Source organism: Streptomyces sp. S4.7 (assembly GCF_010384365.1).
In the GTDB taxonomy this organism is placed as follows: Bacteria; Actinomycetota; Actinomycetes; order Streptomycetales; family Streptomycetaceae; genus Streptomyces.
Genome location: NZ_CP048397.1, coordinates 4,238,214 through 4,260,333 on the forward strand (window position 1 = coordinate 4,238,214; position 22,120 = coordinate 4,260,333).

The 22,120-nt window shown below is 72.6% G+C and carries 16 protein-coding genes; 15 read left to right on the forward strand and 1 reads right to left on the reverse strand.

Annotated elements, in window-relative coordinates; genetic code table 11:
* Positions 1-468: 468 nt before the first annotated feature.
* The 7 genes from ssd (at position 469) to SSPS47_RS18935 (ending at position 5,740) form a co-directional block, all read left to right on the forward strand.
* Positions 469-1,584 carry a septum site-determining protein Ssd gene (gene ssd, locus SSPS47_RS18905; protein ID WP_164252103.1) on the forward strand — a complete coding sequence of 372 codons (1,116 nt, stop codon included), beginning with the start codon at positions 469-471 and terminating at the stop codon, positions 1,582-1,584.
* 5 nt (positions 1,585-1,589) lie between these two features.
* Entirely contained in the window at positions 1,590-2,762 is a 1,173-nt protein-coding gene (locus tag SSPS47_RS18910; RefSeq protein ID WP_164254717.1) for a TadA family conjugal transfer-associated ATPase, read from the forward strand.
* A 14-nt stretch (positions 2,763-2,776) separates the two neighbouring features.
* Positions 2,777-3,682: a type II secretion system F family protein gene (locus tag SSPS47_RS18915; RefSeq protein ID WP_239064974.1), complete on the forward strand. Its 906-nt coding sequence runs from the start codon at positions 2,777-2,779 to the stop codon at positions 3,680-3,682.
* The gene (locus tag SSPS47_RS18920; RefSeq protein ID WP_164252104.1) at positions 3,679-4,470 is read left to right on the forward strand and encodes a type II secretion system F family protein; all 792 of its coding nucleotides are present in this window, start codon (positions 3,679-3,681) and stop codon (positions 4,468-4,470) included. Before SSPS47_RS18915 ends, SSPS47_RS18920 begins: the two co-directional genes overlap by 4 nt.
* Before the next feature lie 91 nt (positions 4,471-4,561).
* Positions 4,562-4,858, forward strand: a complete 297-nt coding sequence (locus SSPS47_RS35535) for a DUF4244 domain-containing protein (protein ID WP_239064975.1) — start codon at positions 4,562-4,564, stop codon at positions 4,856-4,858.
* Positions 4,845-5,276, forward strand: coding sequence for a TadE family type IV pilus minor pilin (locus SSPS47_RS18930; protein ID WP_164252105.1), 432 nt, complete (start codon positions 4,845-4,847; stop codon positions 5,274-5,276). Before SSPS47_RS35535 ends, SSPS47_RS18930 begins: the two co-directional genes overlap by 14 nt.
* The gene (locus SSPS47_RS18935) at positions 5,273-5,740 is read left to right on the forward strand and encodes an Rv3654c family TadE-like protein (RefSeq protein WP_164252106.1); all 468 of its coding nucleotides are present in this window, start codon (positions 5,273-5,275) and stop codon (positions 5,738-5,740) included. The genes SSPS47_RS18930 and SSPS47_RS18935 overlap by 4 nt, the downstream gene beginning before the upstream one ends.
* Here SSPS47_RS18935 and SSPS47_RS18940 read toward each other — a convergent pair.
* Complete coding sequence (locus tag SSPS47_RS18940; RefSeq protein WP_239064976.1) at positions 5,730-8,264, reverse strand: DEAD/DEAH box helicase; 2,535 nt, start codon at positions 8,262-8,264, stop codon at positions 5,730-5,732. The two genes, SSPS47_RS18935 and SSPS47_RS18940, sit on opposite strands and share 11 nt — an antisense overlap.
* Before the next feature lie 80 nt (positions 8,265-8,344).
* Between SSPS47_RS18940 and SSPS47_RS18945 the strand changes: the two genes are divergently transcribed.
* From SSPS47_RS18945 to tmk, 8 genes are all read left to right on the forward strand, one after another.
* A complete protein-coding gene (locus SSPS47_RS18945) occupies positions 8,345-8,698 on the forward strand; it encodes an STAS domain-containing protein (protein WP_003967428.1) in 354 nt (117 codons plus the stop codon).
* A 104-nt stretch (positions 8,699-8,802) separates the two neighbouring features.
* Positions 8,803-9,267, forward strand: a complete 465-nt coding sequence (locus SSPS47_RS18950; protein ID WP_164252108.1) for an ATP-binding protein — start codon at positions 8,803-8,805, stop codon at positions 9,265-9,267.
* A 305-nt stretch (positions 9,268-9,572) separates the two neighbouring features.
* Positions 9,573-11,981 (forward strand): sodium-translocating pyrophosphatase, encoded by a 2,409-nt coding sequence (locus SSPS47_RS18955; protein ID WP_164252109.1) that lies wholly within the window; start codon positions 9,573-9,575, stop codon positions 11,979-11,981.
* A 247-nt stretch (positions 11,982-12,228) separates the two neighbouring features.
* Positions 12,229-12,840 carry a small secreted protein gene (locus SSPS47_RS18960; protein WP_164252110.1) on the forward strand — a complete coding sequence of 204 codons (612 nt, stop codon included), beginning with the start codon at positions 12,229-12,231 and terminating at the stop codon, positions 12,838-12,840.
* Positions 12,841-13,063: 223 nt separating this feature from the next.
* On the forward strand, positions 13,064-14,575 hold the full coding sequence (locus SSPS47_RS18965) for a methyltransferase (protein WP_164252111.1): 1,512 nt from the start codon (positions 13,064-13,066) through the stop codon (positions 14,573-14,575).
* 368 nt (positions 14,576-14,943) lie between these two features.
* A complete protein-coding gene (locus SSPS47_RS18970) occupies positions 14,944-15,141 on the forward strand; it encodes a hypothetical protein (RefSeq protein WP_078075827.1) in 198 nt (65 codons plus the stop codon).
* A gap of 417 nt (positions 15,142-15,558) precedes the next feature.
* Positions 15,559-18,408: a type I DNA topoisomerase gene (gene topA / locus SSPS47_RS18975; RefSeq protein ID WP_164252112.1), complete on the forward strand. Its 2,850-nt coding sequence runs from the start codon at positions 15,559-15,561 to the stop codon at positions 18,406-18,408.
* A 165-nt stretch (positions 18,409-18,573) separates the two neighbouring features.
* Positions 18,574-21,987 carry a dTMP kinase gene (gene tmk, locus SSPS47_RS18985; protein ID WP_239064977.1) on the forward strand — a complete coding sequence of 1,138 codons (3,414 nt, stop codon included), beginning with the start codon at positions 18,574-18,576 and terminating at the stop codon, positions 21,985-21,987.
* Positions 21,988-22,120 lie beyond the last annotated feature (133 nt).

Sequence of the window (22,120 nt, forward strand, 5' to 3'; positions counted from 1 at the left end):
CCGGCTCCTCCCCCCCCCCGAGTCGGTCTGGGGGACGACCCCCGCTCTCCCCCCCGGCGGGGGTCGTCGCATGTCCGGATGCGTTTCCGGCGCTCGGGTCCGCGGCCTTCGCACATTCCCTCCCCTCGTCGCGCTTCGCGTGCGCGGGTCCGATTCGCACTCTACTCGTCACTGTGCGTAGTCGTCAGGCTGCTCTCGGAAGTCACCGGTATGAGCTACGGAGATATTCACAACCGGTGAGTTGTCCACAGCTTTTGGGCAAGATCCACACGTTTTTTCCGGGCGGTGCACGGTGATTTCCCACCGCGAAAGTTCGCGGTAGCCGGAATCGCAGATGCCGGATCACTTCGAGATCGCGGAGAGCCCGCTCCGCCGATGCCCTTCGGGTGTCCGCGGAAGACAGGGGTTCGCGCTTCGGCGCGACTGCGGACATCGATCCGGGATCGCGGTAAATAGGGGGTGGAGAGAATGGCTGGATTCAGGATGTCCGACCGCTCGCCGGTCGCCGAAGGGCGCCTGGCCGGACCGCTGATCGTGACCGAGGACGTCGAGCTGCTCGACGATCTGCTGCGGCTGTGCGCGGCCGCCGGCGCGGAGCCGGAGGTGCACCACTCCGTGCCCGAGCGGCGGGGTGGTTGGGAGTCCGCGCCGCTGGTCCTGGTGGGTGACGACGCGGCCTCACGCTGCCGGTCCGCCACCCGGCGCCGGGACGTGCTGCTCGTCGGCCGGGACCAGGACGACCCGGACGTATGGCGGCGGGCGGTCGAGATCGGCGCCGACTGTGTGCTGCGGCTGCCCGACGCCGAGAGCTGGCTGGTGGACCGGATCGCCGACGTCGCCGAAGGAGTGGGGCGCCAGGCGCTCACCGTCGGGGTGATGGGCGGCCGGGGCGGCGCCGGGGCTTCGACGCTGGCCTGCGCCCTGGCGGTCACGGCCGCCAGGCAGGGCCTGCGGACCATGCTCGTCGACGGCGATCCGCTCGGAGGCGGGCTCGACGTGCTGCTCGGCGGCGAGCGGGTGGAGGGGCGCCGGTGGCCTGATTTCGCCGCCTCCAAAGGGCGGGTGGCGGGAGGTGCGCTGGAGGAGTCGCTGCCCAGGCTGCACGATCTGCGCGTCCTCAGCTGGGACCGGGGCGACTCTGTGCTGCTCCCGCCCGAGGCCATGCGGTCCGTCCTCGCGGCGGCCCGCAGGCGGTGCGCGGTCGTGGTCGTGGATCTGCCGCGCCGGGTCGACGAGGGAGTGGCTGAGGCCCTGGCGCAGTTGGACGTCGGGCTGCTGGTGGTGCCGGGAGAGCTGCGGGCCGTCGCGGCCGCCGGCCGGGTCGCGTCCTTGGTGGGCATGGTCCTGCCGGACCTGCGGGCGGTGGTCCGCGGGCCGTACGCGACCGGGCTGGACGACAGTTGGGTGGCCGACGCGCTGCGCCTGCCGCTCGTAGGTGAACTTCCCAAGGAGCCGGGCCTGTTGGCCGCCCAGGAGAGCGGGGCGCCGCCGGGGGCGAACGCGCGGGGGCCGCTGGCGCGATTCTGCGCCGCGTTCTGGGACCGCGCGCTGGTGGGTGCCGGGGACGGGAGCGTGACCGCGTGAGCGCCGTGGCGCGGCCCCGGGGCGCGCAGGTCGGTGGAGCGCTCCTGGACGCCGTACGGCAGCGTCTGGCCGAGAGCGGGGCCGAGCCGACCCCGGCGCGCGTGGCGGCGGCTCTGCGGGCCCAGGGGAGGCTCCTTGGGGATACGGAAGTGCTCGGCGCCGCCGAGGAGTTGAGGTGCGAGCTGGTCGGGACGGGGCCGCTGGAGCCCCTGCTGGCCGACCCCTCCGTGACCGACGTGCTGGTCTCGGCGCCCGACCGGGTCTGGGTCGACCGGGGCGGCGGGCTGGAGCTGACGGACGTCTCGTTCGCGGATGCCTCGGCCGTACGGAGGCTGGCGCAGCGGCTCGCGGCGGTGGCGGGCAGACGGCTGGACGACGCGCGTCCGTGGGTGGACGCCCGGCTGCCCGACGGGACGCGGATGCATGCGGTGCTGCCCCCGGTGGCCGTCGGATCGACCTGCCTGTCGCTGCGGGTCGTGCGCCCCCGCGCCTTCTCACCGGCGGAGCTCACCGCGGCCGGGACGGTCCCGCCGGGCGGCGAGCGACTGCTGCGGGCACTGATCGAGGCCCGGGTGTCGTTCCTGATCAGCGGCGGCACGGGCTCAGGAAAGACGACTCTCCTGTCCGCACTGCTCGGCCTGGTGGATGAGCGCGAGCGGATCGTACTGGCCGAGGACTCGGCCGAGTTGAGGCCCGACCACCCGCACGTGGTGCGCCTGGAAGGGCGGCCCGCCAACCAGGAGGGTGCGGGCGAGGTGACGCTGGAGGACCTGGTCCGGCAGGCGTTGCGGATGCGGCCCGACCGGCTGGTGGTCGGCGAGGTGCGCGGCGCGGAGGTGACGACGCTCCTCGCGGCGCTGAACACGGGCCACGAGGGCGGCTGCGGGACGGTCCACGCGAACACCGCCGCCGACGTGCCCGCGCGGCTGGAAGCGCTCGGGACGGCCGCCGGGCTCGACCGGGCCGCCCTGCACAGCCAGCTGGCGGCGGCGCTGTCGGTGGTGATCCATCTCGTACGGGACCGTTCCGGGAGGCGTCGTATCGCCGAGGTGCACGTGCTGGAGCGGGACGCGGCGGGGCTGGTGGTGCCGGTGCCCGCGCTGTGCTGGGGCGCGGAGGGCTTCGCGTACGAACGGGGCTGGCCGAGGCTGCGGTCGCTGATCGGGGACGCGCTGTGACGGCGGAGGGGAGGATGACCCTGATCCCGCTGCCGATGAGCGTCACCGCCTTCTGCGCCGCTGTGTCCGCGGGACTGGCGGTGTGGCACTGGGCGGGCGGTGGGGCGGTGTCACGGCGGGCGGAGCTGTTGTTCGGCGCCGGCGCCGGCGGTCCGGCCGGGGCTGGGACGAGGCGGAAGGCGGCGCCGTCGTCGGGGCGTGCGGCGACAGCGGTGCGGAAGTGGCTGACGGGGTTGCCGAAGGCGTGGTTCTGTCTGCCCGTCGCGGCGGTGCTCGCTCTGTGGGGCGAGTCGGTGCTGCCGCTGGTCGCCGGTGCGGTCGCCGTGCCGCTCGTGCGGCGGCGGCTGCGGGCCGGGGAGCGGCGGCGGGCTGCGGAGCGGCGTGCCGAGGCCGTGCGCGGTCTCTGTGACGTGCTCGTCGGGGAGCTGAGGGCCGGGGCGCAACCGGCCGAGGCTCTCACCACCGCCGTCCGGGCCGTCGGCCGTGACCTGGGCGGACCGGAGATCGCCCTGGTGGTCGCGGATGCCCGCTTCGGGGGCGACGTCCCCGCGGCCCTGCGCAGGGCGGCCCGGCTGCCGGGCGCGGAGGGCCTCGTCGGGGTCGCGGCCTGTTGGCGGGTCGCGGTCGACGGAGGGGCGGGACTCGCCGCCGGGCTCGAACGGCTCGGTACGGCTCTGCGGGCCCAGCGGGACCAACAAGAAGCCCTACGGGCTCAGTTGGCCGGCGCGTGGTCCACCGTCGTGGTGCTGGCGCTCCTGCCCCTGGTGGGTCTGGCGATGGGCTGGGCCATGGGCGCCGACCCGTTGAGCGTGCTGCTGCACACCCCTGCCGGACTGAGCTGTCTGGCGGTGGGCGGGCTGCTGGAGGCGGCGGGCTTCTGGTGGGCGGGGCGGATCGTCCGGGGCGGGGGCGCGTCATGAACGAGCGGCTAGCGCAGGGGGATTTCGTCCACAGCGTGTGGGTGGCCGCCTCGCTGCTGGCGGCGGTGGTTGCCGTGGTCCTCGCCTGGTCGGGGTGGCGGCGCGAACGGGCCGCGCGCGGGCGGATGGTGACGCTGCTTGCCATGGAGAGGGCGCCCCGCCGGTGGCGCGCTGGACCGGAGTTCGGGGTCCGACTCAGGCGGTGGGGGCCGCCGTTGGGGATCGGCTGCCTCGGCTGGGCCCTGGTCGGGGGAATCGTCGGACCGGCGGTGGGTCTCGCCTGTGCGTACGGCGTCGGGCGGTGGCTGCGTACCCGCAAGCCGGACTCCACGGCGGCGGCGGACGAGGCCGCGCGGCAATTGCCACTCGCCGCCGATCTGTTGGCCGCCTGTGTGTCGGCGGGCGCGGGTCCGCGCGAGGCGGCGGAGGCCGTGGGTGAGTCGCTCGGCGGGCCGGTGGGCGACCGGCTGGTGAGTACGGCGGCGGCGCTGCGGCTCGGGGGCGAACCGGTCGAGACGTGGGGACGGTTCGGCGAGATACCGGGCGCCTCGGACCTGGCCCGCTGTCTGGAGCGGGCCGGATCCACGGGAGCGCCGGCGGCGGAGCCCGTCGCCCGGCTGGCCGACCGGCTCAGGGCGGAGCGCGCCCGGCAGGCGGCGGCGCGCGCGGGCCGCGCCCAGGCGCTGATCACCGCCCCGGTGGGGCTGTGCTTCCTGCCCGCCTTCCTGGCGGTGGGGGTGGCCCCGGTGGTGATCGGTCTGGCGACCGGGCTGCTGCGGGGCAACTGAGCTCTCCGGCCGAGCTGTTTCAGCTGTGCTCATTCAACTCTGCTCATTCAACTGTGCTGATCCAACTGTGCTGGTCCAACGGGAGGTTGACATGAAGATGCGGACGGGGCTGTCGGGACGACAGGCGTGGCGTGTGGTGGAGGGGGCGAGCAGGATGTGCCGACTGCGCCGGAGCGGGGCACGGGTCGGCAGTGGCCCACGGATGGGAAGCGGACTGCGGACCCGGGCCCGCCTGCGCGCGGACTCCGGAAATGTGAGCGCCGAGTACGCGATGGTGACGCTCGCCGCGTGCGGTCTCGCCGCCGGGCTCTACAAGGTGGTCACGAGTGCGTCTGTCACCGGCGCCCTGGAGTCGGTCATCGGGAACGCTCTCGATGCGAAATTCTGAGTCCGGAGCGGCGGTCGACGGTGTCGGGACCTCCCGGCTCTCTGGAGAGGACGGCGATCGCGGGTCGGTGACGGCGGAGGCGGCCGTGGCGGTGCCGGCCCTGGTGGTGTTCGTCGCGGCGCTGCTGTGGGCCCTGATGGCGGCCTCCGCGCAGATCCAGTGCGTGGACGCCGCGAGGGCGGGGGCTCGGGCCGCGGCCCGGTCCGAGCCCCGGGCCGCGGCGGTGGAGGCCGCCCGCTCGGCCGCTCCTGCGGGCGCCGAGGTCACGCTGGCCCGGTCGGAGGACCTGTGGCGGGTGCGGGTGGAGGCCCCGACGCCGGGGCCCCGGGGTATCGCCCTGACGCTCGCCGCGGAAGCGGTGGCACCGGCCGAGGACACGGCGGCGGGCGGGGCAGCGCCCGCGAAGGAGGTGCCATGAGCCGGGACCGGGGGTCGGCGACGGTGTGGGCGGCCATGGCGACAACCGCGCTGATCGCCGTCTTCGCGGTGGTCCTCGCCATGGGCCAGGCGGTGGTGGCCAGGCACCGCGCGGGCTCGGCGGCGGATCTGGCGGCGCTGGCGGCGGCCGGTCACGCGCTGCGCGGGGCGCAGGCCGCCTGCGCGCGGGCGGCCGAGGTGGCCGGGGCGCAGGGGGCGGAGGTGGTGCGGTGCGCGGTCGTCGGCGAGGTCGCGGACGTGACCGCGCGGGCCGGCTTCGGCCCGTACGCCCCGATGGTCAGGTCCCGCGCGGGCCCACCGGACGCGGCGCCCGCGTCCGTATCCGGGCCCACGTCCCCGGCCGCGCCCGCCACGTCCCCGGTACAGGTACCGGGGACGCCACCGGCGGCCGCGCCGTCGGCCTCGGGGCCCGGCCCGCCGCCGCCCGACACCCTCAGCCCGTGACGTCCGCTCCGGCCTCCGCTGCGGCCTCGGCCGTCCGTGGCTCGGGCAGGTCCGGCAGGTCCGGTGTCTGTGCCGGAGGTGGCGCCGACCGCAGGAGTTCGCCCAGGAGCCGTACGGCCGCGCGCTTGTGCAGGGGCTCGTTGCCGTTGCCGCACTTCGGGGACTGGATGCACGACGGGCAGCCCGCCTCGCACTCGCACGAGGCGATCGCCTCGCGGGTCGCGGTGAGCCATTCGCGCGCGGTGTGGAAGGCGCGTTCGGCGAATCCCGCGCCGCCGGGGTGGCCGTCGTACACGAACACCGTCGGCAGCAGGGTGTCCGGGTGGAGCGGTACGGAGACGCCGCCGATGTCCCGGCGGTCGCAGGTCGCGAACAGCGGGAGCATCCCGATGGACGCGTGCTCGGCGGCGTGCAGGGCGCCGCCCAACTGCTCGGGATTGACCCGGGCGGCGTCGAGCTGGTCCTCGGTGACCGTCCACCAGACGGCGCGGGTGCGCAGTGTGCGGGGCGGCAGATCGAGTTTGCTCTCGCCCAGGACCTCGCCGGTCATGAGCCGGCGGCGGAGGAAGGAGACGACCTGGTTGGTGACCTCGACGGAGCCGTAACAGAGGCGTCCGTCGCCCCACGGAATCTCCGTGTCGGTTTCGAGGACGGAGATGGCGGTGGTGTCGCGCGCGGTGGTGGAGTACGGCGGGGCGGCCTCCTCGACGAGCGCGACCGAGTCCGCCAGGTCCAGCCGCTTCACGAGATAGGTCCGGCCCTGGTGCAGATGGACGGCGCCGTCGTGCACGGCGGTGTGGGAGGCCGCTTCGTCGACGGTGCCGAGCAGCCTGCCGGTGCCCGCCTCGACGATCTGGACGGGCCGGCCGCCCTCGCCCCGGATGTCGGCGAGATCGGCGGCCCGCTCACGGCGGGTCCAGTACCAGCCGGTGGTGCGCCGCCGCAGCAGCCCCGCGGTGACGAGCTGCGGCAGCAGCTCGGGCACAGCGGGGCCGAAGAGGGCCAGATCGGCCTCGGTGAGCGGGAGTTCGGCGGCGGCCGCGCACAGATGGGGGGCGAGGACGTACGGGTTGTCAGGGTCGAGCACGGTGGATTCGACGGGCTGCTGGAACAGCGCCTCGGGGTGGTGGACGAGGAACGTGTCCAGCGGGTCGTCCCTGGCGACCAGGATGGCCAGCGCGCCCTGGCCGGCCCGTCCGGCGCGGCCCGCCTGCTGCCACAGGGAGGCGCGGGTGCCCGGATAGCCGGCGATGACGACGGCGTCGAGGCCGGAGACGTCGATGCCCAGTTCCAGGGCGGTCGTGGCGGCGAGGCCGAGGAGTTCGCCGGAGTGCAGGGCGCGCTCCAGGGCGCGGCGCTCCTCGGGGAGATAGCCGCCCCGGTAGGCGGCGACGCGTCCCACGAGGGAGGGGTCGACCTCGGCGAGGCGTTCCTGGGCGATGACCGAGACCAGTTCGGCGCCGCGCCGGGACCGCACGAAAGCGACCGAACGGACGTCCTGGAGGGTCAGGTCGGTGAGGATGTCGGCCGTCTCCGCCGTGGCGGTGCGTCGGACGGGCGCGCCCTTCTCGCCGTGGAGTTCGGTGAGAGGGGGCTCCCAGAGGGCGAAGACGACCTCGCCGCGGGGTGAGGCGTCGTCGGCGACCTCGTGGACGGGCAGACCGGTGAGCCGGCCGGCGGCCGACGCGGGCTCGGCGGCGGTGGCCGAGGCGAGGAGGAAGACGGGATCGGAGCCGTACCGCGCGCAGACACGCCGCAGACGGCGCAGGACCTGGGCGACATGGGAGCCGAAGACACCGCGATAGGTGTGGCACTCGTCGATGACGACGTAGCGCAGGGAGCGCAGGAAGGAGGACCAGCGGGGGTGGGCGGGGAGTATCCCGCGGTGCAGCATGTCGGGGTTGGTGAGGACGTAGTTGGCGTACTGGCGTACCCATTCGCGCTCTTCGACGGGGGTGTCGCCGTCGTACACGGCGGGGCGCACGCTGTTGCCGAGCGGTGCGGCGAGGGCCTTCACCGCGCGGCGCTGGTCGGCGGCGAGCGCCTTCGTCGGGGAGAGGTACAGGGCGGTCGTGCCGCGACCGTTGGGGGCCTCGGAGCCCTCCAGGAGCGTGCTGAGCACCGGCGCGAGGTAGGCCAGGGACTTGCCGGACGCGGTGCCGGTGGCGATCACGACGGATTCGCCGTCCAGGGCGTGCTCGGCGGCGGTCGCCTGGTGGGCCCACGGGTGGTCGACCCCGGCCAGTTGAATGGCGTTGATCACTTCTGGCCGGATGCGATCGGGCCAGACCGCATGACGACCCGCACGCGGGGGCAAGTGCTCCGTATGGGTGATGCGCGCGGCCCGGCCCGCTCCCGCGGTGAGCCGGTCCAGGACCGTACCGGGGGAGGGGCGGGAATCCCCGCTCTCGGGCGGCCTGCCAGGACCGTGATTCGTGGCCATCGGCACCGAGTCTGTCACTGGCGTGGCGGACAATGGTCCTAAGGCGTCGTGCATGGCTGCCGGTAAGTGATTGAATGCCATCGCGGCTGGCGATACGCCCCCTGGCTCCGTCGGGAGAGACCCGAGGGGCGACCGCTCGATTGCAAGGTGCTGGAGGATCCGTGGACCTGTCCCTGTCGACTCGCAATGTGTCCGGCCCCGGTGGCGACCGTACGGTCGTCGAGGTCGGTGGCGAGATTGATGTGTATACCGCGCCCAAGCTGCGCGAGCAGTTGGTCGAGTTGGTGAACGACGGCAGCTACCACCTGGTCGTCGACATGGAGGGCGTGGACTTCCTGGACTCGACCGGACTGGGCGTGCTCGTGGGTGGACTCAAGCGTGTGCGTGCCCACGAGGGCTCGCTGCGGCTCGTCTGCAACCAGGAGCGCATTCTCAAGATCTTCCGGATCACTGGCCTGACCAAGGTGTTCCCCATTCACACCACGGTCGACGAGGCCGTCGCCGCCACCGACTGAGTCCGGCCGGAGGCTTTCGGAAGGAAGGGCGGGGAGCCCCGGGCGTCATGTCCGGGGCGCCCGCGCCCCAGTTTTCGCACGCTCGTACGTCTGAGGGGGATCGCATGGCCACCGTTGAACTCCGCTTCAGCGCCCAGCCCGAGCATGTCAGGACGGCCCGTCTGGTGGCGGCTGCCGTGGCGCGCCGGGCCGGTGTCGACGAAGCAGTGTTGGACGAGGTCAGGCTCGCCGTCGGTGAGGCGTGCAGCCGCGCGGTCGGTCTGCACCGCAGCCACGGCATCACCGCGCCCGTACGGGTCGTGCTGGCCGAGGAGGAGAAGGTCTTCTCCATCGAGGTCGGCGACGAGGTTCCCGCTCCGGGCACCACGGCCGCCGCGGAGAACGTGCCGGTCTCCCGCAGGTCCGTCCTCGCGGGCGACCTCTACGAGACGGACACGGGCGATGGCGAGGACGAGATGGGTCTCGCGGTCATCAGCGGCCTCGTCGACGACGTCGAAGTGACGTCGGACGGGACCGGCGGCGTCATCCGGATGAGCTGGCCGACCGCCTCGGCGGTCGCGCTCCCCTGAATACGCGTATGTGCACGGCCCGCGGCGGGCGGCCGGCCCGTCCGGCGCGGTCCGCCCCGCGGGCGGAATCGAGAGCGTGATCCAATTTCCTTGAGGCCCTGCTGAGCAGGGCCTTTTCTATTTCTCCGGGATAATGGATCACCAGTCAATGCGTTCATCCCATTACGCATTTCGGAGTGCTTTTCGGGGCCCGATCATTTATGGCTCCGCAAGTCAAGGTCAATTACACGCGGCGCACTCTGTTTTGATCAGCTTCCGCTCCCTACAATCCGTCCATCTTGAGCGCTGAGCGTCAAGGAGGACGAATGGCGGGCCACATCGATCCACTACTGTCCGAGCACCCCACTTCTCTCGCTGCCGCGATACTCACGGACGGCAACAGACTGATCGTGATCGTCATCGCGGTCATCGCGCTGGCGGCGCTGCTCGTCGCCCAGCGGCTGGTCCGTCAGGTACTGGCGGCCGACGAGGGCACCGACTCCATGAAGGAGATCGCGGCGGCCGTACAGGAAGGCGCGAATGCCTATCTGGCACGGCAGTTGCGCACCCTCGGCATTTTCGCTGTCGTGGTGTTCTTCCTGTTGTTGTTGCTTCCGGCCGACGGCTGGTCGGAACGCGCGGGACGTTCACTGTTCTTCCTGGTGGGTGCGCTTTTCTCGGCGGCCACCGGATACTTCGGGATGCGTCTCGCGGTACGCAGCAATGTGCGTGTCGCCGCCGCCGCGCGAGAGGCGACCCCGGCGGAAGGCGAACCGGAAAAGGATCTGACAGCCGTCGCGCACAAGGCAATGAAGATCGCTTTCCGTACCGGTGGCGTGGTCGGCATGTTCACGGTGGGCCTCGGCCTGCTGGGCGCCTCCTGCGTGGTCCTCGTCTACGCCGAGGACGCCCCCAAGGTCCTGGAGGGCTTCGGCCTCGGTGCCGCGCTGATCGCTATGTTCATGCGTGTCGGCGGCGGCATCTTCACCAAGGCCGCGGACGTCGGCGCCGACCTCGTCGGCAAGGTCGAGCAGGGCATCCCCGAGGACGACCCGCGCAACGCGGCGACCATCGCCGACAACGTGGGGGACAACGTCGGCGACTGCGCCGGTATGGCGGCCGACCTCTTCGAGTCGTACGCCGTGACACTCGTCGCCGCGCTCATCCTCGGCACGGCCGCGTTCGGCAACTTCGGGCTCGGCTTCCCGCTGATCGTTCCCGCGATCGGTGTCATCACGGCGATGATCGGCATCTTCGCCGTCGCGCCGCGGGCCTCCGACCGCAGCGGAATGACCGCGATCAACCGCGGCTTCTTCATCTCCGCGGTGATTTCGCTGGTCCTGGTGGCCGTGGCGGCGTACACGTATCTGCCGTCCACGTACGCGGAGTTGGACGGCGTGAGCGCCGAGGAGATCACCTCGCACTCCGGTGACCCGAGGACGTTCGCGCTGGTCGCGGTCGCCATCGGCATCGTGCTCGCCGCGCTCATCCAGCAGCTCACGGGCTACTTCACCGAGACCAACCGGCGTCCGGTCCGCGACATCGGCAAATCGGCGCTCACCGGGCCGGCCACCGTCGTCCTGGCCGGTGTGGCCATCGGTCTGGAGTCCGCCGTCTACACGGCGCTGCTGATCGGCCTCGGCGTCTACGGGGCGTTCCTCCTCGGCGGCACCTCGATAATGCTCGCGCTCTTCGCGGTGGCGCTGGCCGGCACCGGACTGCTCACCACCGTCGGTGTGATCGTCGCCATGGACACCTTCGGTCCCGTCTCCGACAACGCGCAGGGCATCGCCGAGATGTCCGGGGACGTCCAGGGCGCGGGCGCGCAGGTGCTCACCGACCTCGACGCCGTGGGCAACACCACGAAGGCCATCACCAAGGGCATCGCCATCGCCACCGCCGTACTGGCGGCGGCGGCGCTCTTCGGCTCGTACCGGGACGCCATCGCCACGGCCGTCTCGGACGTGGGGGCGAAGGCCGACGAGATGGGCCTGAGCCTCGACATCTCCCAGCCCAACAACCTGGTCGGCCTGATCCTCGGCGCCGCGGTCGTGTTCCTCTTCTCGGGGCTCGCGATCAACGCCGTCTCCCGGTCGGCCGGTTCGGTGGTCTACGAGGTGCGGCGGCAGTTCCGCGAGCACCCCGGGATCATGGACTACACGGAGAAGCCCGAGTACGGACGAGTCGTCGACATCTGTACGAAGGACGCGCTGCGCGAGCTGGCCACGCCGGGTCTGCTCGCCGTACTCACCCCGATCGCGGTCGGTTTCTCCCTCGGCGTCGGCGCCCTGGGCTCCTTCCTGGCCGGCGCGATCGGCACGGGCACGCTGATGGCCGTCTTCCTCGCCAACTCCGGCGGGGCGTGGGACAACGCCAAGAAACTCGTCGAGGACGGCCATCACGGCGGCAAGGGCAGCGACGCCCACGCCGCGACCGTCATCGGCGACACCGTCGGCGACCCGTTCAAGGACACGGCCGGCCCGGCGATCAACCCGCTGCTGAAGGTCATGAACCTGGTGGCGCTGCTCATCGCTCCGGCGGTGGTGCAGTTCAGCTACGGCGACGACGCCAACGCCGGGGTGCGCGCGGTGGTGGCGGTGCTGGCGATCGGCGTGATCGTCGGGGCGGTGTACGTCTCCAAGCGGCGCTCGGTGACCGTCGACGACGGCGGCGAAGGGGGCGGCGGCTCCGGGGACGGGACGACCAAGTCGCCGGATCCGGCGGTGGCTTCCTAGCCGTCCTGTAGTCGCTTCGTGGCGGACCGTGTCCGCCCGTAAGCGGTGGTACGGCAAGTGGCGGGCGGGCGACGCGTGTTGGCGCGTGGCCCGCCCGTTCCATGTGCTGCGGGCGGCGGTGGAGTGAGGGTTCTCTCCCTGGGTGTAAATGACTTCATAGGGCCATAGTTCGGACACTCGGCATGCGGTAGTCACCCACTTGGCGTGTATGTTCCGGGGCCGAGAGCCTTGGAAGGGACCCAATCCGGTGAACAAGAAGCTCGCCGCCGCACTGTCCGGCGGCTCGGTACTGCTCATGGCGCTGTCGGGGTGCAGCGACGACAGCGACAGCAAGGTGAACGACTGGGCCAAGAAGGTCTGCGACCAGGTCCAGCCGCAGCTGACGAAGATCGCGAACGCCAATGCCTCGATCCAGCAGGCGACCTCGGACAGCAGCAAGCCCGCCGACGTCCAGAAGACCGACGCGGCGGCCTTCCAGTCCATCTCGGACGCCTACAAGGCGCTGGGTGCCGCGGTGGACGGAGCGGGCGCCCCGCCCGTCGACGACGGCGAGAAGACCCAGAAGGAGGCCGTCAGTGAGCTGAACGCCACCTCCAAGGCGTACGCCGGGCTCAAGAGCGACGTGGACGACCTCGACACCAAGGACCAGGCGAAGTTCGCGGACGGCCTCAAGGGCGTCGCCGACGACCTCGACAAGCTCAGCGCGAGCGGTGACGAGGCGCTGCAGAAGCTCCAGTCCGGAGACGTCGGCGCGGCGATGGCGAAGCAGCCCGGCTGCCAGCGGCCGAAGACGTCGGCGCCCGCCGAATCCGGATCGGGCGGGTCCTCGTCGGAGTCGTCCGCCGACACGTCCTCCTGAAAAGGTCTCTTGACGCGGGCCTCTTGATGCGGGCTTCCCGAAGTGACCCTTCTGACCTGACGCGGCCTCTGTTCTGCCGATTCGTCAGAAGAACGCCCCGTCGTACGTAGGCTCTGTCGTACGTATCGCAGCACCGCTCTCGGAAGCGTGTCCCGCGGCCCGGCACCCCGCCCGGGGAGCCGGGCCGCGGGCGTTTGTCGGTGGCAGCCGCCACAATGGACAGGTGAGTACGACCAGCCTTCCCGCGCCCGACCACTCGCCCCGGCTCCGCGATGCCCTGATCGCCGCCGACTTCACCGTCGACGGCCTGCTGGACCTGCTCGGTGCGCCCGCCTACGCCGCGCTGGCCCGCAGCGAGACCGTGCCCGCCCTGCGGGCCACCCGCGGCGACACCCGGCTCGAAACGCTCGTCAGACTCTTCCTCCTCCAGCGGCCGGTTCCCGCCGAGCGGGCCCGAGCCGTACTCCCCCTGGGGGAGTGCCTGGCCGACGGCTGGGTCGTGGAGGACGGCCCGGACGGGGCGCATGTCAGCGCCGCCGTGGACGTACGGCCATACGGCGGGCCGGACGGAGAGGACTGGTTCATCGTCTCCGACCTCGGCTGTGCCGTCGGCGGCGCCTCGGGGGCGAGCGGCCACGGCGAGGGCGTGGTGCTGGGCGTCGGCGGGGCGTCCACGACGCTCGCCGGACTCACGGTCCGTACTCCCGTCGCCAAGGCCCTCGACATCGGCACCGGATCCGGCATCCAGGCGCTGCACGCGGCGCGGCACGCCACCAGGGTCACGGCCACCGACCTCAACCCGCGTGCGCTGGAGTGCGCCCGGCTGACGCTCGCCCTGTCCGGGGAGCCGGCCGCCGCCCTGCGTGAGGGGTCGCTCTTCGAGCCGGTCGACGGTGAGACGTACGACCTGATCGTGTCGAACCCGCCGTTCGTGATCTCTCCCGGCGCCCGGCTGACCTACCGGGACGGTGGCATGGGCGGCGACGACCTCTGCCGCACGCTCGTCCAGGAGACGGGCGACCGTCTCGCCGACGGGGGGTACGCGCACTTCCTCGCCAACTGGCAGCACGTGGAAGGCGAGGAGTGGCAGGACCGGCTGCGGTCCTGGGTGCCGCGCGGCTGCGACGCGTGGATCGTGCAGCGCGAGGTGCAGGACGTGACGCGGTACGCGGAGCTGTGGCTGCGCGACAGCGGTGACCACCAGGCGGACCCGGAGACGTACGCCGCGCGGTACGACGCGTGGCTGGACGAGTTCGAGGCACGGAAGACCAAGGCTGTCGGCTTCGGCTGGATCACCCTCAGGAAGTCGGGCTCCGAGCGGCCCTCGGTGCTCGTGGAGGAGTGGCCGCACCCCGTCGAGCAGCCGCTCGGCGAGACCGTACGGGCCCACTTCGAGCGCCAGGACTATCTGCGCGCCCACGACGACGCCGCCCTGCTGACCGCTCACTTCGCGCTCGCCCCCGAGGTCGTCCAGGAACAGGTCGGGCTGCCCGGCGCGGAGGACCCCGAGCATGTGCTGCTCCGTCAGAATCGTGGCATGCGGCGGGCGACGAAGGTGGACACGGTCGCCGCCGGCTTCGCCGGGGTGTGCGACGGCTCGCTGAGCGCCGGCCGGATCCTGGACGCGATCGCCCAGCTCATGGGGGAGGATCCGGTGCTGCTGCGCGACCGGACGCCGAGCGCGATCCGGGCGCTGGTGGAGGAGGGCTTCCTGCTGCCGGTGGCGGGTCCCTGACGGGATCGCCGGCCGGTCCGTGCCCGGTGCGCCGGCCGGTCCGTGACCGGCTCGCCGGACCGGCCGGCCGCTGATCCCGGGGCCGGCCCTGCCGTGTATGCCCCTGGCGTATTTCGCCTCGCCCAGCCGACGGAGACCGTACGGGCGCAGTCGGCGGGTGCCGGGGCGGGAGTCGCCCGGCGCGCGCGGGGCGGCGCCGCCCTGTTCGGCACCCGGCGGACGCCGCCCGACCGTCACCCGGCCCCGGTGGACGCCGCGCGAGTGAACCCCCCCGTGCCGTTCACGCGGAATTCGCGCCAATGACGCACCGAGGTGCCAGCCTCTGCCTCCGGAGCCTCACGGCATCGGGAATCGAACGGGGTACAGGCATGGAGAGCGGGCCGGCGATCTTCGCGGGAGCGGCGTTCGCGCTGTTCGGAGCGGCACTGCTGGTGTGGACAGGAGCACGCGTTCTGCACCGCGCCCCCGTGGCGCACGGTGTGAGCCCCGCGACATCCATCACGCTGGCGGCCTTGGCGGGCGTGTCGTTCCTGGCACTCGGCGTCTGGTGCTTCGGCCGGATCTGAACCCCGGCCCCTCCGGCACGGCCGGCGCCCCGCCGCACGGCGCGCCCGACCGGTCCCACACCGCCCGAACGCCGCCCGATCCCGCCGGGATCCCGCCCGGGGTATGCCTTCCACCGACCCCCGGGACCTGCGGTGGAGCAGTTCCCGAGGGCCCCCGGCCGACCCCGTCCGTACGGCGGCAGGGCACCTTCCCATGCGGCGGTCCACCGGGTCCGGGCGGCAGAAACGTCAGGAGTCGGGTTACCGTTCGAGTGGCCGTTGCGGTCTTTCGCCGTTTGACACGGGGGCGGGTTGTACCGTCACACTCCGCAGCGAAGCAGCGTCATAGCGGGGCATGTCCTGCCCCGCGGTGCCGTACTGCCGTACCGCGGTAAGGCTGTACGGGCCACCGAGTGCCGACCGGAGAGAAGAGCGAAGTTGTCCCCGACCAGCGAGACCGGACACGCCGGCCGCCGACTCGTCATCGTCGAGTCGCCTGCCAAGGCGAAGACAATCAAGGGCTATCTCGGCCCGGGATATGTCGTCGAGGCGAGCGTCGGGCACATCCGCGACCTCCCGAGCGGCGCCGCCGAGGTGCCCGAGAAGTACACGGGCGAGGTGCGCCGGCTCGGTGTGGACGTCGAACACGACTTCCAGCCGATCTACGTCGTCAACGCCGACAAGAAGGCCCAGGTCAGAAAGCTCAAGGAGCTGCTGGCCGAGTCCGACGAACTCTTCCTCGCCACCGATGAGGACCGCGAGGGCGAAGCCATCGCGTGGCATCTCCAGGAAGTCCTCAAGCCCAAGGTCCCGGTCCACCGGATGGTCTTCCACGAGATCACCAAGGAAGCGATCAGGGCCGCCGTCGCCAACCCCCGCCAGCTCAACAAGCTGATGGTGGATGCGCAGGAGACCCGCCGGATCCTGGACCGGCTCTACGGCTACGAGGTCTCGCCGGTCCTCTGGAAGAAGGTCATGCGCGGCCTGTCCGCCGGCCGCGTCCAGTCCGTCGCCACCCGGCTCGTCGTCGAGCGCGAGCGCGAGCGCATCGCCTTCCGCTCCGCCGAGTACTGGGACCTGACGGGCACCTTCAACACCGGCCGCACCGGCGACGCCTCAGACCCGTCCGCGCTGAACGCCCGGCTGTCGGCCGTCGACGGCCGCAGAATCGCCCAGGGCCGCGACTTCGGCCCCGACGGACAGCTCAAGACCGACCAGGTGCTGCATCTGGACGAGGCCAACGCGCACGCGCTGGCCGCCGCCCTTCAGAACGCGTCCTTCGCCGTCCGCTCGGTCGAGTCGAAGCCGTACCGCCGCTCCCCGTACGCCCCCTTCCGTACGACGACGCTTCAGCAGGAGGCCTCGCGCAAGCTGGGCTTCGGGGCGAAGTCGACGATGCAGGTCGCGCAGAAGCTGTACGAGAACGGCTTCATCACCTACATGCGTACGGACTCCACGACCCTGTCCGCCACCGCCGTCTCGGCGGCGCGGGCGCAGGTCACACAGCTCTACGGGGCGAGCTATCTGCCCGACAAGCCGCGTACGTACGCCGGCAAGGTCAAGAACGCGCAGGAGGCGCACGAGGCGATCCGTCCCTCGGGCGACCGCTTCCGTACGCCCGCCGAGACCGGCCTGACCGGCGACCAGTTCCGGCTCTACGAGCTGATCTGGAAGCGGACCGTCGCCTCCCAGATGAAGGACGCGGTCGGCAACAGCGTCACCGTCAAGATCGCGGGCACGTCGAGCGACGGCCGGGACGCCGAGTTCTCCGCGTCCGGCAAGACCATCACCTTCCACGGCTTCATGAAGGCCTATGTGGAAGGCGCCGACGACCCGAACGCGGAGCTCGACGACCGCGAGCGCCGGCTGCCGCAGGTCGCCGAGGGCGACGCGCTCACCGCCGAAGAGATCACCGTCGACGGTCACGCCACCAAGCCGCCGGCCCGCTACACCGAGGCGTCGCTGGTCAAGGAGCTGGAAGAGCGCGAGATCGGCCGTCCCTCGACGTACGCGTCGATCATCGGCACGATCCTCGACCGCGGCTACGTCTTCAAGAAGGGCACGGCGCTCGTCCCGTCGTTCCTCTCCTTCGCCGTGGTGAACCTGCTGGAGACGCACTTCGGCCGGCTCGTGGACTACGACTTCACCGCGCGGATGGAGGACGACCTCGACCGCATCGCACGGGGTGAGGCCCAGTCCGTGCCGTGGCTCAAGCGGTTCTACTTCGGCGCCGGTGACGGCCCGGAGGGCGTCACGGACGCGGCGACCGCCGCTGCCGCCGCGGGCAACGGCGACGGCGACCACCTCGGCGGGCTCAAGGAGCTCGTCACGGACCTCGGCGCCATCGACGCACGCGAGATCTCGTCCTTCCCGATCGGCGACGGGATCATGCTGCGCGTCGGCCGCTACGGCCCCTACGTCGAGCGCGGTGAGAAGGACGCGGAGGGCCACCAGCGCGCCGACGTGCCCGAGGACATGGCGCCCGACGAGCTGACCGTCGAGTACGCGGAGGAACTGCTGGCCAAGCCCAGCGGCGACTTCGAACTCGGCGTGGACCCGCAGAGCGGGCACCAGATCGTGGCGAGGGACGGCCGTTACGGCCCGTACGTGACCGAGGTCCTGCCCGACGGCACCCCGAAGACCGGGAAGAACGCCGTCAAGCCGCGGACCGCCTCGCTGTTCAAGTCGATGTCGCTGGACACGGTGACGCTGGCGGACGCGCTGAAGCTGATGTCGCTGCCGCGCGTCGTCGGTACGGACGCCGAAGGCGTCGAGATCACCGCCCAGAACGGCCGCTACGGCCCGTATCTGAAGAAGGGCACCGACTCGCGGTCGCTGACCGGCGAGGAGCAGCTCTTCGACATCACGCTGGACGAGGCGCTGGCGATCTACGCCCAGCCCAAGCAGCGCGGCCGGGCGGCGGCGAAGCCTCCTTTGAAGGAGCTCGGGACGGACCCGGTGAGCGGCAGCCCGGTGGTCGTGAAGGACGGCCGCTTCGGGGCGTACGTCACCGACGGCGAGACGAACGCCACCCTGCGGACCGGCGACAGCGTCGAGGAGATCACGCCGGAGCGCGGCTACGAGCTGCTCGCCGAGAAGCGTGCCAAGGGACCCGCCAAGAAGAAGACCGCGAAGAAGGCCCCGGCGAAGAAGACCACCGCCAAGAAGGCTCCCGCCAAGAAGGCGACGGCGGCGAAGAAGACCGCGGCCAAGAAGACGACGACGGCCGCCAAGAAGACCGCCGCGAAGAAGTCGAGCGCGTCGTCCGGTACGAAGACGGACGAGTAGGACGAGAGCGGGCCGTACGGCCTCCGTACGGATCGTCGTACGCACCTCCGTACGGAAGTGCGCACACCGGATGACCGCCGCGCAGGAACTCCCCGGAGACCTGTGCGGCGGTCGTATGTTCGGGCGGGCCTCCGAGGACGTGCGGGCTCCGGATAGGCTGGGCGGATGACGCGAGCCGAGCAGCCAACGGTCGTGAGCCCCACCTCCGACTCCGACGCACTTGCCGCAGACTCACGAGAGCGTGCCGTACGAGCCTTGTTGCGCTTCCCCCCGCTTCGGCGGCTGTGGGGCGCACAGCTCGTCGGCAGCATCGGCGATGCACTCGCCCTGCTCGTGCTTCTGCTGCTGTCGTTGCAGGCGGCGGTCGCCGAGGGCTCGTTCGGGACCGGATACCGAGGGGTGGCCTTCGCGGTCGCCGCGGTCTTCGGTGCCCGGATCCTTGCCACAGTGCTCTTCGGAGCCGTACTCCTCGGACCGCTCTCCGCCCTCACCGCACCCGGTACCGGTACGCGGTCGAAGACGGCGGGGAGCGCCGGGAACGGCGGCGGGCAGAGCCCGCAGACGAAGACCGGTGCGACGGCCGACACCACGTCCGGCGCCAAGGGCGGCCCGCTGGACCGCCGCTGGACGATGATCGGGGCCGACGGCGTACGCCTCGCGCTGCTCATCGTCGCGCCCCTGTGGCTCGACTGGAGTCCCGCCAACGCACTGCCCATCCTTCTCAGTACGGTCTTCGTCGTCGGCGTCGCCGAGCGCTTCTGGACAGTGGCCAAGGAGAGTGCGGCGCCCGCCCTGCTCCCGGCCCCGCCGCCGGAAGGCGCCGCCGTACGCCCGCTGCCGGACCACCTCGACGCGCTGCGCCGGCTCTCGCTGCGCACCGGCTTCGTCGCGATCCCCCTGGCCGCCGCCGTCCTGCTTGTCGTCACGCTGATCGGCAACCTGCTGGGCACGGGCATCGAGTGGTTCTCGCTGCACCAGGCGGCCCTCGGTTCGTATGTCGCGGCCGGCCTGTTCGCCGCCTCCGTGTCGACCCTGTTCATGCTGGAGCTGCCCGGCGGCCCCACCCCGCGCCCGCGCTCGCCGCTCGAAGGTCTGCGCCGGCCGGCGACCGGTACCGGCCCCGACAAGGGCCGCACGGGAGCGGTGCCGCTGTTCGTCGCCGCCTGCGCGGCCGTCGCCGCGGCCATCGCGTCCGCCGTCGCCGTCTCCGTACTGCACGCCAAGGACCTGGGCGGCGGGCCGGTCGCCTTCGCCCTCCTGGTGCTCGCCCTGACGGGCGGCACGGGAATCGGCATCCGCGGCGCCGCGAAGGTGCTGCCCGGACTGTCCCGGCGGCGCCTGCTGGCGCTGGCGATCGCCGTCACCGGTGTCGCGCTGCTGGCCGTGGGACTCGTCCCGGACACGGCGACCGTGCTGTTCGTCGCGCTGCTCGCCGGTGTGTCCGCCGGTGTCGCGGCGAACACCGGCCACGGGCTGATCGACCAGGAGACCGAGGAGTACCGGCGCGGCCGGCAGACCGACCACCTCCAGGCCGTCGTACGCGTCTTCGTCGCGCTCGGCGCCGTCGCGGCGCCCGTCCTGGCCGCCGCGATCGGACCGCACCGGCTCGCCTCCGGAGACTTCGTCTTCGCCCACGGCGGCGCGGCCTTCACACTGATGCTGGTCGGCGCGCTGCTGCTGCCGGTGGCCGCCGTCGTACTCGCCAAGACCGACGACCGGTCGGGCGTACCGCTGCGGCGTGATCTGCGTGACGCGCTGCGCGGCGGCGCCGACCCGGTGCAGACCCAGGCGGCGAACGGTTTCTTCCTGGCGGTCGAGGGCGGCGACGGCGCCGGGAAGTCGACCCAGGTCGAGGCGCTGGCCGAGTGGATCCGCGCCAAGGGCCACGAGGTCGTCGTGACCCGCGAGCCCGGCGCGACGCCCGTGGGCAAGCGGCTCCGCTCGATCCTCCTGGACGTGTCGAGCGCCGGTCTGTCCAACCGCGCGGAGGCGCTGCTGTACGCGGCCGACCGCGCGGAGCACGTCGACACGGTCGTACGCCCCGCCCTGGAGCGCGGTGCGATCGTCATCTCGGACCGCTACATCGACTCCTCCGTGGCCTACCAGGGCGCCGGGCGTGATCTGGCGCCGACCGAGATCGCCCGTATCTCGCGCTGGGCCACGGACGGTCTCGTACCGCATCTGACGGTGCTGCTCGACGTCTCGCCCGAGGCGGCGCGCGAGCGCTTCACGGAGGCGCCCGACCGGCTGGAGTCCGAGCCCGTCGAGTTCCATCAGCGGGTACGCGACGGCTTCCTCACGCTCGCCGCCTCCGACCCGGGCCGTTACCTGGTCGTGGACGCGGCGCAGGAGCCCGAGTCCGTCACCACCGTCGTACGGCACCGGCTCGACCAGATGCTGCCGCTCTCCGCCGCCGAGGTGAAGGCGCAGGAGGAGGCGCGGAAGGCCGCCGCCGAGGAGGCGCGGCGCCGGGCCGAGGAAGAGGCGGCGCGCAAGGCCGAGGAGGAGCGCTTGGAGCGCGAGCGGCAGGCGCAGCTCGCCAAGCTCCGGGCCGAGGAGGAGGAGCGCAAGCGCCGCGAGCTGGAGGAGGCGCGGCAGCGCGAGGCCGACCGGCAGGCGATGGAGGCGAGGGAGCGGGCCGAGGAGGCGCGCAGGCTCGCCGAGGAGGAGCGCGTACGGCGCGAGGCCGAGGACGCGACGCGGCGTGCCGAGCAGGAGCGGCTGCGGCGGCTCGCCGAGGAGGAGAGCCGGCTCAGGGCCGAGGCCGAGGAGCGGCGGCGCGAGAAGCAGCGCCGTGCCGAGGAGTCGCTGCTGCGGGCCGAGGAGGCGCGGCGGCTGGCGGAGGCCGCCCAGGCGGCCGCGAAGGCCGAACGTGCCGAGTCGGACAGTGAGTTGACCGTTCCGACACCTGTCGTGTCGCCGTCCGCGGGTGCCTCGGGTGTTTCGGGTGCCACGGGTGAGAAGCGGGTGGTCGCCCCGGACGACGCGACGCAGGAGGTGCCGGCGCCCAAGGGCGGCGAACGGGGCGGCGCGGACAACGACGAGACGCGGGTGATCCCGCAGGTTCCGGACCCGGCGGACGGGGCGGAGGCTTCGGGGTCCGGTTCGGGTGCCGAGCCGGGTCGGGGTTCGGGTTCGGGCTCCGCGTCCGGTTCGGGCGCCGCTCCGGACCGGGCGGTCGACGAGACGGCCGTACTGCCTCCGGTACGTGACGTGCCCGACGTACGCGAGGGATCCGGGTCGCGGCCCGGGGACCGGGCGGCGGACGAGACCGCTGTACTGCCGCCCGTGCGGGACGCGGATCCGGCCGACCGGGTGCCGCCCGGCTACTTCCGGGAGGACGCGCAGGGATCGGCGCCCGCGCCGTCGGCGCCGCCCGCGCCGGCCACCTCGGCGGGGGACGACCGGACGCGCGAACTGCCGCAGGTCGACCCGGAGCGGCCGGCCCGGCGGCGTTCGGACTGGGCGGAGGAGACTCCCCTGGACGACCTGCCGACCCTCGCGGACGAACTGCTCGGTCCGCACGACGATGACGACGACAACGGCGGGACGCGCGGGGGTCGGGGCCGCGGTCGCTGAGAGGATTCGGGACCGGCCGAGGGGTGGGCGGTGTCAGGTGTCGGACGGCTGCGACACCGGCCCCGGCTCGGCCCCGGCTCGGCCCCGGCCGTCGGCCGGGGCCGGAATGTCGGCCTGTGCCCAGGTGGGACGG